The organism is Streptomyces sp. NPDC012466, from assembly GCF_042955215.1.
Taxonomy (GTDB): domain Bacteria; phylum Actinomycetota; class Actinomycetes; order Streptomycetales; family Streptomycetaceae; genus Streptomyces.
Genome location: NZ_JBIBEQ010000001.1, coordinates 1,133,099 through 1,147,515 on the forward strand (window position 1 = coordinate 1,133,099; position 14,417 = coordinate 1,147,515).

At 73.4% G+C, this 14,417-nt stretch carries 10 protein-coding genes; 6 read left to right on the forward strand and 4 right to left on the reverse strand.

What is annotated here, in order from left to right:
* The first annotated feature begins 114 nt into the window (after positions 1-114).
* Positions 115-714 carry a TIGR04222 domain-containing membrane protein gene (locus tag ACFY9E_RS05100; RefSeq protein ID WP_390979396.1) on the forward strand — a complete coding sequence of 200 codons (600 nt, stop codon included), beginning with the start codon at positions 115-117 and terminating at the stop codon, positions 712-714.
* 82 nt (positions 715-796) lie between these two features.
* Here ACFY9E_RS05100 and gcl read toward each other — a convergent pair whose 3' ends face one another.
* Positions 797-2,581: a glyoxylate carboligase gene (gcl, locus tag ACFY9E_RS05105; RefSeq protein ID WP_390979399.1), complete on the reverse strand. Its 1,785-nt coding sequence runs from the start codon at positions 2,579-2,581 to the stop codon at positions 797-799.
* Between the two features lie 209 nt (positions 2,582-2,790).
* On the opposite strand from gcl, the gene ACFY9E_RS05110 reads away from it, so the two are divergent.
* The gene (locus ACFY9E_RS05110; RefSeq protein WP_390979401.1) at positions 2,791-3,642 is read left to right on the forward strand and encodes a hypothetical protein; all 852 of its coding nucleotides are present in this window, start codon (positions 2,791-2,793) and stop codon (positions 3,640-3,642) included.
* A gap of 32 nt (positions 3,643-3,674) precedes the next feature.
* Positions 3,675-4,181, forward strand: coding sequence for a GNAT family N-acetyltransferase (locus ACFY9E_RS05115; protein ID WP_390979403.1), 507 nt, complete (start codon positions 3,675-3,677; stop codon positions 4,179-4,181).
* Between the two features lie 19 nt (positions 4,182-4,200).
* On the opposite strand, the gene ACFY9E_RS05120 is transcribed toward ACFY9E_RS05115, so the two are convergent.
* Both ACFY9E_RS05120 and ACFY9E_RS05125 read right to left on the reverse strand, forming a co-directional pair.
* A complete protein-coding gene (locus ACFY9E_RS05120; protein WP_390979405.1) occupies positions 4,201-5,787 on the reverse strand; it encodes an AMP-binding protein in 1,587 nt (528 codons plus the stop codon).
* The gene (locus tag ACFY9E_RS05125; protein WP_390979407.1) at positions 5,784-7,463 is read right to left on the reverse strand and encodes an AMP-binding protein; all 1,680 of its coding nucleotides are present in this window, start codon (positions 7,461-7,463) and stop codon (positions 5,784-5,786) included. The genes ACFY9E_RS05120 and ACFY9E_RS05125 overlap by 4 nt, the downstream gene beginning before the upstream one ends.
* Positions 7,464-7,588: 125 nt before the next feature.
* Between ACFY9E_RS05125 and ACFY9E_RS05130 the strand changes: the two genes are divergently transcribed.
* The 3 genes from ACFY9E_RS05130 (at position 7,589) to ACFY9E_RS05140 (ending at position 12,450) form a co-directional block, all read left to right on the forward strand.
* Positions 7,589-8,398, forward strand: coding sequence for a LuxR C-terminal-related transcriptional regulator (locus ACFY9E_RS05130; protein WP_390979409.1), 810 nt, complete (start codon positions 7,589-7,591; stop codon positions 8,396-8,398).
* A gap of 204 nt (positions 8,399-8,602) precedes the next feature.
* Positions 8,603-11,455, forward strand: coding sequence for an AAA family ATPase (locus tag ACFY9E_RS05135; protein ID WP_390979411.1), 2,853 nt, complete (start codon positions 8,603-8,605; stop codon positions 11,453-11,455).
* 203 nt (positions 11,456-11,658) lie between these two features.
* Positions 11,659-12,450, forward strand: a complete 792-nt coding sequence (locus ACFY9E_RS05140; RefSeq protein WP_390979413.1) for a trypsin-like serine protease — start codon at positions 11,659-11,661, stop codon at positions 12,448-12,450.
* A gap of 401 nt (positions 12,451-12,851) precedes the next feature.
* On the opposite strand, the gene ACFY9E_RS05145 is transcribed toward ACFY9E_RS05140, so the two are convergent.
* Entirely contained in the window at positions 12,852-13,967 is a 1,116-nt protein-coding gene (locus tag ACFY9E_RS05145) for a DNA glycosylase AlkZ-like family protein (RefSeq protein WP_390979415.1), read from the reverse strand.
* Positions 13,968-14,417 lie beyond the last annotated feature (450 nt).

Below are 14,417 nucleotides of genomic sequence, written 5' to 3' on the forward strand. Positions count from 1 at the left end.
ATGAACCTCTGAACCCGGCCCCGGGGGCTTCAACAGCCCCTGGGGCCGGGCACATTCTCGTCACACGGGGCCCGTCGGCACGGGGGCGGCGGGCCCCGGTACGGGGGTGAGGCCATGGGCGACGGTACGGCGGTCCGGCTGGAGCCGCACGAGATCGCACTGCTGGGGGGCGGCCCGCGGGCCGCCGTCACCGTCGCCTTGGTGGAGCTGCATCTGCGGGGCCTGGTGGAGGCGGACCTGCCCGGGACCGTGCGGAGGGGCGTCGCAGACGCCGTGGCGGGGGGACCGCCGCCGTCCGCCCTCGCCGAGGCGATGCACACGTTCCTGGGCAAGCCCGCCGGCCTCCGGACCCTGGTGAGGGCCCCGGCCATCCGGCTGGCGGTGGCCCTCCTGCGCATCCCGCTCGCGGAGGCGGGCCTGCTGCGCTACCCGCTGCTCGGTCCCCCGCGCGCGGCCCGCCGCCACGTCCGGGACCTCCGGCACGACCACCCCCTGCCGGCGAACCGGCGCGGCCTGAGCGACCACGACCGGCTGTCGGCCGTAGCCCTGCACGGCGAACCGGCCCTCCGCCTCCTGGTCCCCCGCTTCGCCCTGCGGGCGGGTCCGGTCCGCCGGGCCGAGGTGGGCGGCAAGAGCCTCCTCAAGCACGCACCGCGCGGGACGAGCGGGGGCGGGGGCGGCTACCTCTCCTGCGGCGGGGGCGGCGGGGACTGAGGGGTCCGGGGCCATGGGCGCCGAGGACACGGAGGGGGCGGGCCGTCCTTCCGGACGGGCCGCCCCCTGTGCCGCGCGGGTGTCAGACCTTCAGCGTCTTGATCGAGGTCGGCGCGTGGCCGGGCTCCGTGGCGATCTCCTCGAACTCCACGACGTTGCCGATGTCGTTGGTGGTCGACATGGAGATGTTGGTGACGCGCTCCAGGATCGCCTCGACGACGACCGGGACCCGGTACCGCGCGGCCAGCTTCTTCGCCTCCTCGAAGGCCTCGCCCAGCTCGGCGGGGTCGGTGACGCGGATCGCCTTGCAGCCCAGGCCCTCGGCGACCTTGACGTGGTCGACACCGTAGACGCCGAGCTCGGGCGAGTTGAGGTTCTCGAACTCCAGGTTGACCTGGAAGTCGATCTCGAACGCCCGCTGTGCCTGGCGGATCAGGCCCAGATACGAGTTGTTCACCAGGACGTGGACGTACGGGATCCTGTGCTGCGCGCCGACGGCCAGCTCCTCCAGCATGAACTGGAAGTCGTAGTCACCGGAGAGCGCGACGACGGACGCCTCCGGGTCGGCCTTGGCGACGCCGAGCGCGGCCGGGATGGTCCAGCCGAGCGGCCCGGCCTGGCCGCAGTTGATCCAGTGGCGGGGCCGGTAGACGTGCAGCATCTGCGCGCCGGCGATCTGCGAGAGGCCGATGGTGGAGACGTACCGGGTCTCCGGGCCGAAGGCCTTGTTCATCTCCTCGTAGACGCGCTGCGGCTTGATCGGGATGTCGTCGAAGTGCGTGCGGCGCTGGAGCGTGGCCTTCCTCTCCTGCGCGGCGGCGGCCCACTGCGAGCGGTCGGGCAGCCTGCCGGCCGCCTTCAGCTCGCGGGCGACCTCGACGAACAGCCGCAGGGCCGCCTTGGCGTCGGAGGCGATGCCGTAGTCGGGGGCGAAGATCTTGCCGATCTGGGTCGGTTCGATGTCGACGTGGACGAACGTGCGGCCCGCCGTGTAGACGTCGAGCCTGCCCGTATGGCGGTTGGCCCAGCGGTTGCCGATGCCGAGGACGAAGTCGGACTCGAGGAAGGTCGCGTTGCCGTAGCGGTGCGAGGTCTGGAGGCCGACCATGCCGGCGTTCAGCTCGTGGTCGTCGGGCAGCAGGCCCCAGCCCATCAGGGTGGGCACGACGGGGGTGCCGGTCAGCTCGGCGAACTCGACGAGGAGTTCGGCGGCGTCGGCGTTGATGATGCCGCCGCCCGCGACGATCAGGGGCCGCTCGGAGGCGTTCAGCATCCCGATCGCCTTCTCGATCTGGGCGCGGGTCGCTGCGGGCTTGTAGACCGGGAGCGGCTCGTAGGTCTCCGGGTCGAACTCGATCTCCGTCAGCTGCACGTCGATCGGCAGGTCGATGAGGACCGGGCCGGGGCGGCCGGAGCGCATCAGGTGGAAGGCCTGCTGGAAGACGCCCGGGACCTGCGCGGCCTCCAGGACGGTCACGGCCATCTTGGTGACCGGTTTGGCGATGGAGGCGATGTCGACGGCCTGGAAGTCCTCCTTGTGGATCACCGCGGTCGGGGCCTGGCCGGTGATGCACAGGATCGGGACGGAGTCGCCGATCGCGGAGTACAGGCCCGTGATCATGTCGGTGCCGGCCGGGCCCGAGGTGCCGATGCAGAGGCCGATGTTGCCCGCGTGGGTGCGGGTGTAGCCCTCGGCCATGTGCGAGGCGCCCTCGACGTGCCGGGCGAGGGTGTGGGCGATGCCGCCGGAGGCCTTGAGTGCCGCGTAGAAGGGGTTGATCGCCGCGCCCGGGACACCGAACGCGTCGGTGACGCCCTCGCGCTTGAGGATCTCCACTGCCGCGCGGGCAGCGGTCATTCGAGCCATCGAGTACTCCTGCTTCGGCTGTCGGATTCGCACTCCCGTCGCGCCCTGCGGTGAGCTCTTCCGTATTGTGGAATTTGTTTTCTACGATCTGGAATGAATGTATGTGGGGTGGGGGAAGGGCGTCAAGAGAGGGCAAGCGCCGGACAGGGAGCGGCCCTCGGGAGCACGATGGGCACGCTGTCCCGACGCGACACGGTTCTGGAGTGGCCATGGCCGAGACCGTTCCGGTGCACTGCCCGGCCTGCCGCCGCGAGCACCGCTACACGGCACAGGCGTACCCCTGCGTGTGCGGTGCGCCGGTCGCCCCGCGGCTGGACCGCGACGGCCCGGCGACGCCCGTCTCGCACCGGGTCTGGCAGGACGACTGGGTGACGGTGCGGTGCGGATCCTGCGGGCGGCGCGGCGAGTGGCCGCGCCCGGAAGTGGGGTGCGCGTGCGGGATGGTGCTGCGGGTGGCGGTGGTGGAGGGCCCGGGCGGCAGCGGGGATCAGGGCGCGGCGGCCGGGGGGACGCCGGCCCCCGAGAGCGCGATGCCCGGCGAGGACACGGCGGTGGGCCAGGGCGGTGCCTCCGTTCAGGAGGCACCGGCGGGCCAGGGCGACGCGGGCGGCCAGGACGCCGCGCCCGGCCCCCGCGAGACCGCCGCCCCGGACGCCGCCTCCGCCGGGCCTCCCTTCCGGTCCGTCGCCATCCGCTCCGCCCTCGACGCCGTCACGGCCACCGCGCTGTATCTGCGCTGGCTCGGGTTCCCGGGCGTCCGCCGGGCGGACCAGCGGCCCCCGTCCGGCATCGGGCTGGCCGCCCGCGGCGTCCTCGCCCAGGTCGACCCGGCCGTGCGCCCGGCGACCCTGCGGGACGTGGAGTGCCTGTGGCTGACGGCCATGACCGAGTCCGCGGAATGCCTCTACTTCTCCCTCAGCGGGTACGCGGACGACGCCCGGGCCCGCGCCGACGCCCTGGGGGTCCCCCTGTTCGTCCTGGACCTCACCGGCACACCGAGGCCGGTGAACGCCCCGGCCGAGGCGCTGGCCGCCACCGGCCCGCGCAAGCGGGCACCCTGACGCCGGGCGCCGGCGCACCGCATACTCACCGCATGCGCATCCGCCCCGCCACCCGGGCCGAACTCCCGGCCCTCCAGGACATCGAGCGGGCCGCCGGCGCGCCCTTCCGCGGCCTCGGCATGCCGGAGATCGCCGACGACGAGCCGCCCGCGCTCGACGTTCTGGAGCGCTACCGCAGGGCAGGCCGCTGCTGGGTGGCCGCGGACGACCGGGACCGGCCGGCCGGCTACCTCGTCGCGGAACCCGTCGACGGCGCCCTGCACATCGAGCAGGTCTCGGTCCACCCGCGTGCCGCACGCCGGGGCGTGGGCCGTACCCTCCTGGCCCACGCCGCCGACCGGGCCCGCGCGGAGGGCCTGACGGCCCTGACGCTCACCACCTTCACGCAGGTCCCCTGGAACGCCCCCTACTACGCGCGCCTCGGCTTCCGCCCCCTCCCGGAGACCGACCTCACCCCCGGCCTGCGCGAGATCCGCACGACGGAGTCCGCACACGGCCTGGACCGCTGGCCGCGGGTGTGCATGCGCGCAGCGTTGTGACCGGTGGAAGCGGCGCCCCTCAACCGTCGGCGAACCTCTCCCGCAGTTCCACCTTGCGCACCTTCCCCGACACCGTCATGGGGAAGGAGTCGAGGATCCGGACCCGGCTCGGGATCTTGTAGTGCGCCAACCGCCCCTCGCAGAACGTCCGCAGCTCCTCCGGCGTCGGCGGGTCGGCCGGGTCGCGGGGGATGACACAGGCCAGGACCTCCTCGCCGTAACGCTCGTGCGGGACGCCGACGACCTGGACGTCCTGGATCTTGGGGTGGCCGTAGAGGAACTCCTCGATCTCGCGCGGGTAGATGTTCTCCCCGCCTCGGATGATCATGTCCTTGATACGGCCGACGATCTCGACGTAGCCGTCCTCGCGCATCACGGCGAGGTCGCCCGTGTGCATCCAGCGGCCCGCGTCGACGGACTCGGCGGTCTTCTCCGGTTCGTTCCAGTAGCCGAGCATCACGCTGTAGCCGCGGGTGCACAACTCGCCCGCCGTGCCGCGCGGCCGGGTGACGCCCGTGGCCGGGTCGACGATCTTCACCTCGATGTGCGGCAGGACCCGGCCGACCGTGCCGGTGCGGTGCTCCAGGTCGTCGTCCCTGCGGGTCTGGAGGGACACCGGGGACGTCTCGGTCATGCCGTAGCAGATGGAGACCTCCGCCATGTGCATCTCGGCGACCACCCGCTTCATCACCTCCACCGGGCAGGGCGAACCCGCCATGATGCCGGTGCGCAGGGAGGAGAGGTCGTAGCTCGCGAAGTCGGGGAGGTTCAGCTCCGCGATGAACATGGTCGGGACGCCGTAGAGGGAGGTGCAGCGCTCCTGCTGGACCGCCTCGAGGGTGGCCTGCGGGTCGAAGGAGGGGGCGGGGATGACGATGCAGGCGCCGTGCGAGGTGGCTGCGAGATTGCCCATGACCATGCCGAAGCAGTGGTAGAAGGGCACCGGGACGCAGATCCGGTCCTGCTCGGAGTAGCCGAGCGTCTCACCCACGAAGTAGCCGTTGTTGAGGATGTTGTGGTGGGAGAGGGTCGCGCCCTTCGGGAAGCCCGTCGTGCCCGACGTGTACTGGATGTTGATCGGGTCGTCGCAGGACAGCTCCGCGTACACCGCGCCGGGGGCCGCCCGCCCGAGCAGCGCCTCCCAGCTCGGGTCGCCGAAGTAGACCACCTGACGCAACTCCGGGACCCGGCCGCGCACTTGGCCCACCATCGCCCGGTAGTCACTCGTCTTGTGACGGAGGGAGGCGAACAGCAGGGACACGCCCGCCTGCTTCAGCACGTACTCCACCTCGTGGGTGCGGTACGCCGGGTTGATGTTCACCATGATCGCGCCGATGCGGGCAGTGGCGTACTGGACGAGCACCCACTCGGGGCGGTTGACCGCCCAGATGCCCACCCGGTCGCCCTTGGCGACGCCCGAGGCGTGCAGGGCGGAGGCCAGCTCGTCGACCGCCGCGCCGAATTCGGCGTACGTCCAGCGCCGGCCGGACGGCACGTCGACCAGTGCCTCGCGGTCCGGCCAGGCGGCCACCGCCCGGTCCAGGTCGGCCCCGATGGTGTCGCCGAGCAACGCCGTCCCACTGGTGCCGTGGCTGTAGGAGCTCACCGGAAGTCCTCCTCGCGGTACTCGGCGTCCGACCCGGCCGCCGTGGCCTCCCGCAGCTCGATCCGGCGGATCTTGCCGGAGACCGTCTTGGGCAGGTCGCCGAACTCCAGGCAGCGGATGCGCTTGTAGGGGGCCAGGGCCCCGCGGGAGTGCTCGAAGAGGACCTTGGCGGTGTCGGGGCCGGGCTGCCAGCCCTCGGCCAGCACGACGTAGGCCTTGGGGACGGCGAGCCGCAGCTCGTCCGGGGCGGGCACGACCGCCGCCTCGGCCACGGCCTCGTGCTCCAGCAGCGCGCTCTCCAGCTCGAACGGACTGATCTTGTAGTCGGAGGCCTTGAAGACGTCGTCGCTCCGCCCGATGTACGTCAGATACCCCTCGTCGTCCCTGGAGGCGACGTCTCCCGTCCGGTAGTAGCCACCCGCCATGGCCTCCGACGTGCGGTCCGCGTCGCCGTGGTAGCCGGTCATCAGGCCCACCGGGCGGTCCGACAGGTCGAGCGCGATCTCGCCCTCCGCGGCGCCCGGCGCGCCGGAGACGGGGTCGAGGAGCTCGACGCGGTAACCGGGGCTGGGCCGGCCCATCGAGCCCGTCTTGAGCGGCTGGCCGGGGCTGTTGGCGACCTGGACGGCCGTCTCGGTCTGGCCGAAGCCGTCCCGGATGGTGCGGTTCCAGGCGCGGCGGACCTGCTCGATGACCTCCGGGTTGAGCGGCTCACCGGCCGCGACGACCTCGCGGGGCGGGGTGCGCAGCTGCGTCAGGTCGGCCTGGATGAGCATGCGCCACACGGTCGGCGGGGCGCAGAAGGTGGTGACACCGGCCCGGTCCATCTCGGTCATGAGACGAGCGGCGTCGAAACGCGTGTAGTTGTGCAGGAAGACCGTCGCCTCGGCGTTCCACGGGGCGAACAGATTGGACCAGGCGTGCTTGGCCCAGCCGGGTGAGGAGATGTTCAGGTGCACGTCGCCGGGTTTCAGGCCGATCCAGTACATGGTCGACAGATGGCCGATCGGGTACGACGTGTGGGTGTGCTCGACGAGCTTGGGCCGGGCGGTGGTGCCCGAGGTGAAGTAGAGCATCAGCGGGTCGTCGGCCCGGGTCGGGCCGTCGGGGGTGAAGGCGGCGGAGGCGCCGTAGGCGTCGTCCAGCGGCAGCCAGCCCTGCGGCACCGCGCCGGCGGCGCCCGCGGCGATGCGGGTGTAGTCGCCGGGGACCTCGGCGAACTTCCCGGTGTCCTCGGGGCGTGTGATGACGTGCCGGACGCGGCCGCGCTCGACCCGGTCGCGCAGGTCGGCAGGGCCGAGCAGCGGAGTGGCCGGGATGACCACCGCGCGCAGTTTCATCGCGGCGAGGGCGGTGATCCACAGTTCGGCCTGGTTGCCGAGCATGACGAGGATGCGGTCCTCGGCGCGCACGCCCCGGTCGCGCAGCCAGGTGGCGAACTGCGCCGACCGCACGGACATCTCGCCGAAGGACAGCTCGGTCTCCCGGCCGTCCTCCTCGACGAGGTGCAGGGCGGTGCGGGCGTTGCCGTCGGCGATCTCGTCGAACCAGTCGAGCGCCCAGTTGAAGTACTCGGGGCGCGGCCAGCGGAAGCCCTGGTAGGCCGTCGTGTAGTCCTCGCGGTGTGCCAGCAGGAAGTCCCGCGCCTCGCGGAACATCTCCGTCGCCGATGTCATCTGTCCTCCTGGGTACCGGACCATTGCCGGGCGGCTCCGAGCCATCGTGTAATCCGTGATGCAGGTCTCACTACCCCCGAACGGGGGGTGCGCCCGCGCGGGAGCCGTAGTGAAGGGGCGATCAGGTGACAGCAGACGCGTCCGACGCGGTCGAGATCCGGAACGCGCTGCTGCGCCTGCGGCGCGGCACCGGCCTTCCGGTCGCCTTCGGCGGCTTGATGGAGGCCGGGCGGCAGATGCGCATCAGCGAGCTGAGCGGCACGTCGACGCACGCCCTGCGGTCGCTGGTGGTGACGTCCGGCACCGGTCTCGGCGGCAAGACGGTGGCACTGTCCCGGCCGTGCGTGGTGACGGACTACTCGGCGTCGCGGCAGATCAGCCACGAGTACGACGCCCCGGTGGCCGTGGAGGGGCTGCGGTCGGTGCTGGCCGTGCCGGTGGTGGTGCGCAACCGGGTGCGCGGGGTGCTGTACGGGGCGCTGCGCACGGCCCTGCCGCTGGGCGGGCGGATGCTGGACACGGCCGTCGAGGCGGCGCGGGACGTGGAGCGGGCGCTGGTCGTCCGGGACGAGGCCCGCACGCTCGCCGCCGGGGCCGGGGCGGGCCCGGGATGGGAGCAGGTGCGGGAGGCGCACGCGGCGCTGCGGGCGCTGGCCCCGCGGATCGCGGATTCGGAGCTGCGCGCGGAGCTGCTCGGGGCGTGTGCGCTGCTGACGGCCGAGGCGGGCCCCTCGGTGCGGGTCCGGCTCGCGCCGCGCGAGGTGGACGTGCTGGCGTGCGTCGCGGCGGGCGCCACGAACGCGGTGGCCGCGCAACGGCTGGGCGTGACGCCCGAGACCGTCAAGGGTTATCTGCGGTCGGCCATGCGGAAGCTACGGGCCGGCACCCGTGGCGAGGCCGTGGTCGCCGCGCGACGGGCGGGGTGGTTGCCATAGGTTTGTGGTGTTCTCCGTGATCCCGCGCGATCGCTTCGCCCGCGGGTTCCCGACGGGCCGCCGGCCCTGGTGTTCCGCGGCATTCGGGAGTCCGATGAATTCGCCCACCGGCATGTGTTGTTATTTCCCTCACCACGCCGTCCCTCCGAAATTCAAAGAACCGTTGCCTAATATTGGCCAGGACACGACACAGGGAGGGGAGCGGTGACCGTTCGACGGGACTTCCAGGAGCCTCCCAGGAGCCGCCCCGACCTGCTCATCGGCCGGGAGGATCTGTTCACGTCGGCGCGTGAGCAGCTCGGCCGCGGGGGCAGCGTGCTGCTCCACGGCCCCGCCGGAATTGGAAAGTCGACAGTCCTGCGGGCGCTGGCCGCGGATTACGCCGGTCCGGACCGCACGGTGTTGCGCTGCTCGGCGACCGAGTCGGAATCCCATCTGCCCTTCCTCGCCCTGGCCGACCTGTTCGGACTGGTCCTGGACGACATCTCCGGTGCGTTGCCCGCCGCCCAGCGCACCGCCCTGGAGTCGGCGCTCACCGGCCGCGGCGAGTCCACGCTCCAGCGGGACGGGCTCGCGCTGCGCCTCGCCGTGCTGTCGGCGCTGCGGGCGCTGGCCGCCAAGGGCCCGGTGCTCGTGGTCGCCGACGACCTCCAGTGGCTGGATGCCGCCAGTGCCGAACTGCTCGGTTTCGCGGCCCGCCGGCTCGGTGACACGCCCGTGCAGATGCTGTGCGCGGTGCGGACCGAGGGCCAGGAGTACGACCGGCACCTGCCGGCGTCCCCGCCCGACACGCTCGCCGTCCGGCTGGGCCCGCTGAACCGTACGCAGGTCTCGGCGCTGCTCGACCACCGCGGCTACACGCCCCTGTCCCGCTCCACGGTCCGCGACATCCACCGCACCAGCGGCGGCAACCCGCTCTTCGCGCTGGAGCTGGGCCGGGCCCTGGCCGAGAGTCCGGCCCGGCCCCGGCCCGGTGAGCCGCTGCCCGTGCCCACCTCGCTGCGGGCCCTGGTGCTGAGCCGGCTGGAGATGCTGTCCGACGAGGCCCGCCGCACCCTCCTCGTGGCCAGCGCCGGTGCCCGTCCCACGCTGGCGCTGCTGCACGCGGCCGGGCGGGAGCACGCCGAGGCCGAGACGGCCCAGGCGGCGGCGCTGGGCCTGCTGGCCACGGACCCCGAGGCACCGGCCCTGCGGTTCGCGCATCCGCTGATCTCGGCCGCGCTGTACGCGGAGGCCCCGGCGCAGGAGCGGCGGGCCGTGCACGCCGCGCTGTCCACGGCGGCCTCCGACCCGATCGAGCGGGCCCGGCACCTGGCCCTGGCGACCACCGGCACCGACCCGGACGTGGCGGCCCGGCTCGCCGAGGCCGGCGCGCTGGCCCGGGACCGCGGGGCCCCCTCCGTCGCCGCCTCGCTCGGGCTGCTCGCGGCCCGGCACACCCCGGTGGACAGCACCCCGGGCCCCGACGATCGGCGTCTGCAGGCCGCGGAGGACGCGATCACCGCCGGCGAGGCCGATCTGGCCCGGGACATCGCACGTGACGTACTGACGCGTGCCACCGTGCCCGCCGAGCGCGTCCGGGCCTGGATGGTGGTCATCGAGGCGGCCGGGCAGGCGCTCGGCGAGGTCGACGCGGTCTTCCCGCAGGTCCTGGCCGACGCGGGTGACGACCCGGGCCTTCTCGCCCTGGTCCACTACCAGCTGGCCTGGCGCGGCCTGGTCGTCGAGGGCGACTTCGCCGAGGCCCGCAAGGAGGCCGCGCACGCGGCGGAGCTCGCCGCCCGGGGCGGCGACCGGCGCACCGAGCTGATGGCGCTGTCCTTCCAGGCCTCCACCGAGACCCTGATGGGCCACCCGGACGCCCCCGTGACCGTCAAACGGGCCCTGAAGGAACCCCAGGACCCCTACGTGGCCTGCCACCACAACGGCGCCGGGTCGGCCCGGTTCCGCTGGCTGATCATGAGCGACCAGCTGCCCGAGGCACGGGCGACGATCACCGCGCTGCTGCGCGAGGTGCGCCGGCGCGGCATGGTCGAGAGCGAGGTGCACTTCCTGCGCTTCCTCGCCGACACGGAACTGCGCTCCGGGCACTGCGGCCGTGCCCTGGACCTGGCCCGCGAAAGCCTGCGGCTGGCACGGGACTCCGGCATCGGCGAGGGTGCCTCGGCGATGCTCGCCTCCCTCGCGGAGGCCTCGGCCGGGGACGTCGACCGGGCCCTGGCCCTCGCCCGGGAGGCGGCGGACCACGCCGAGGTCGACGGCGACCAGATGTACCTGTCCCGGGCCCTGGCGGCGCTGGGCTACGCCCAGTTGGTGGCCGGCGACCCGGCCGCCACCGTCCGTTCGCTGCGCCGGGTGCGGGAGCTGGAGCAGGGCCTCGGCATCAACGACCCCGGGCGCGGCCGCTGGCACGGCGACCTCGCCGAGGCCCTGGTCCGCATCGGCGAGCCGGGCGAGGCCCAGGACGTCATCGACACGACCCGGGCGCACGCGCTGCGGCTGGGCCGGCAGAGCGTGCTGGCCGTCCTCGACCGGGCCGAGGCGCTGGTGCGGGCGGCACGCGGCGAACACGAGGCCGCTGTCGTCCGGCTGACGTCCGTGCAGGACCGGCTCGGCCGGCTCGGGTACGGCCTGGAGGAGGCCCGGGCCGCCTTCGCGCTGGCCCGGCTGCGCGCCCAGGCCGCCGCCGCCCCCCGCACCGGCGCCAGGCCCCTGCCGGGACCGGCGTCGTACGACGAGGCCGCCCGGCTGTTCCGGCGCTGCCGTGCGCTGCCCTGGCTGCGGCAGGTCGACGCGGCCGCCACGGCCGGTCCCACGGCCGTGGAGCCGGCCGCCACCGCGCCGGCCGTCGCCCTCGACGCGCTGGAGGGCCTGGCCGCGATGGAGCGTCAGGTCGCCTCGCTGGTGATGGAGGGTGCGACCAACCGGGAGATCGCGGGGCGTCTGTTCATCAGCGTCAAGACCGTCGAGGCCACCCTCACCCGGGTCTACCGCAAGCTCGGCATCCGCTCCCGCGTGGACATCGTCCGGCTGGCCGCGGGTCGCCGAACGACCTGACCCCACCTGGGTTCACGGCGTCCGACCGAGGGTTATCCCTGCCCAACTCCCTTAGGGGGTTCCCTCATTGGGAGCCCCCTCGTCCGGGCTCTAGCTTGGGGGCGTGCCGCTCGCCGGGCACACGGAGATCCGAACAACGGCGTCAGGGTCCCCGTGCACCACCACCCGCGCGACCCCCCACCGGCAACTCCCCAAGGAGACCCATGTTCGGGCTCAACGCTGCCAAGAAGGCCGCCGCCGTCGTCGCGGCGACCGCTGCCGCCGCCACGACCGCGCTGCTCGCCGCCCCCACGGCCGTCGCCGCGCCCCAGCCGATCGTCGGCGGTACCACGACCACGACGTCCGCGTACCCGTTCGTCATGCAGATCACCGACGCCTCGCAGAACCAGTTCTGCGGCGGCACGCTGGTCTCGCCCACGAAGGTCGTCACCGCCGCGCACTGCATGGTCGGTGAGACCACCAGCAGCGTGCGCGTCGTCGGTGGCCGCACCTACCTCAACGGCACCAACGGCACGGTCGCCAGAGTCAGCAAGATATGGATCCACCCGAGCTACACCGGCGTCAACAAGGGCGACGACCTGGCCGTGCTGACGCTGTCGACGTCGATGCCGTACACCACGGCGAAGTACGTCTCCTCCTCCCAGACCTCGGTGTACGCGGCCGGCACCACCGCCCGCATCCTCGGATGGGGCGACACCTCCGAGAACGGCAGCGCCTCCAACCAGCTGCGCACCGCGACCGTACCGACCGTGTCCGACTCCAGCTGCGCGAGCGCCTACGGCTCCGACTTCGTGCAGAGCGACATGGTGTGCGCCGGAAAGACCACCGGCGGCGTGGACACCTGCCAGGGCGACAGCGGCGGCCCCCTGCTCATCGGGGGCGTCCTGGCAGGCATCACTTCCTGGGGCGAAGGCTGCGCCCAGGCCGGTCACCCGGGTGTCTACACCCGGCTGACCACCTTCTCCAACCTGGTCACGACGCAGATCAACTCGTGACCGGCCACTAGCTCCTGAGTACCCCTCAGGTGAATGACCAGGGGGCGTTGCGGGCCTCCACGAGCGGCCCGCAACGCCCCCTCTCCATGGCCCCGGCCGGGTCGCGGTGCTCGAATGGGCGGCTCCTGTCCGCTGGTCGTGGCGATCGCGTTCGGCGTCGGCCCGCTGGTCGAGCGGTCGGTGACGGTGCACCTGACGGTGAAGCCGGCGGGCGTCGCGCATCCGGTGCACCTGGGCGTCCAGGGGCGTGGTGTTCTTCGCCGCCCTCCTGCCGCGGTTCGTGGCCCACGCGGCGGACCACGTGCCCCCGCAGACGCCGCTGTTGGGCCTGGCGCCGATCTCGGTCGGCCCGGGCGTGACGGTGGCGGTGACGGGCCGGGCGGACCGAGCCGCCGCTCCGGTCAGGTGCGCACGAGGCCGAACCGGATGTCGTACGACGCCCGCGGGTGCATGACGCGCAGCATCCGCTCCCCCTCGGCGGTGACCTCCTCCCGCTGGGCCCGGGTGAGGCGTCCGAAGGGCTCGATCACCAGCGCGTCCTCCTCCAGCCGCCACAGCCCCGCGAGGAAGCCGTCGACCAGGAGCGTGCGGTAGGCCAGGTTTCCCTTCCACGAGCGGCCTCGGTGCTCGGGCGGGATGACGCGGGTGCGGTCGGCGTGCGAGAGCAGCAGGTTGTCGAACTCGGGGAGGAAGCGCGGCGGCGCGGGGGTGTCCGGGCCGGGGCGGGGGGCGTCCGGTAGGTCGAAGAGTTCGACGCCGCTCTCGTCCCGGAAGGTCACGAGCCGGGGGCGGAGGCGTTCGAAGGCGTCGCGCAGCCGGGTCATTCCGGCCCAGGTCTGCATGTCCTTCACGGAGGCCGGGCCGAACGCGGCGAGGTAGCGCAAGGCGACCGCGTCGGGCGTGGGGGCCGGTTCCGCGGGCCGCCCGAGCCAGTGCTCGGCGGTGGTGAGACTGACCTGCCCGCTGCGCTCCCACAGGCCGCGCGGAGTGACCTGCACGAGCGGGAGCCGGCAGCGGGCGGCGACCGCCAGGGCCTGCGGATCGGCGTCGGGCCACTCCTTGAGCAGGGCCTCGCGCAGCTGCTTCATGGTGCGGGGCTCGGCCTCGACCAGGTCGCGGGCGAGCCCGGCGAGCCGGTCGAGGTCGACCCCGGCGAGTCCGGCACGGAAGTTGACCAGCTCCCGGTCCCGGGCGGGCTGCACCAGTGGCCGCAGGGTGAGGCAGTCGTCCGCGGTGTGGGTGTGGATGGTGGAGCGCATCGTGACGATCCGGACGACCTCGCGGTCCGCCATCGGCCGGGACAACGCCTCGGGGGTGAACCCGTCGAGCCGGGCGGCGAGTGCGTAGTACGGCGGCTTGACGTTCTGCGCCTGGAGCCCGAGCAGGTGCTCGACGGCCGCCGAGACGGAGAGCCGGGCGGGGCGCAGGAGCAGCTGCCTATCGAGGGTCGCGCGGTTGAGGGCACGCGTGCCGAGCAGGGGTGCCGTGCCGGTGACGCTCCGCTTGGTGTTCGTCATGGAAGGCACGGTAGCGGGGCTTGCGGACAGGTTCTGGCCGCGACGTACGGGGCGAGCAGCGGGGGTTGTGGTTCTCGTACGCCGCGTCTCCTGCTCCTGTTCCGCCGCCTGATCAGGCCTGCGGTGATGTTGCGGGCTGGTCCTCCCCGGCGGGGTGGGCGCGGCGCTTTCTCCCTGGCGAGGTGGGCGCGGCGCCGGTGCATCCCGGCTGCCTCTCGGTCGGGCGTGCGCGGCCGGGAACCACACACCGCCCGCGAGTCGGCCTGGCGCCGAGCCCTGATCTCACCGCAGCCGATCTCACCGCAGCCGCCCGCGCCCCGGCCGCCCGGCAGCGTCGCCCCGCCGGACCGGGACGAGCCGGCCGAGGTGGCGAGCGTCGTGGAGGCGGCCCTGTACCGCGACGGCGTGCGCGTCGCCTCCCCCGCCACGCCGGCCGACACCTGCCGCGAA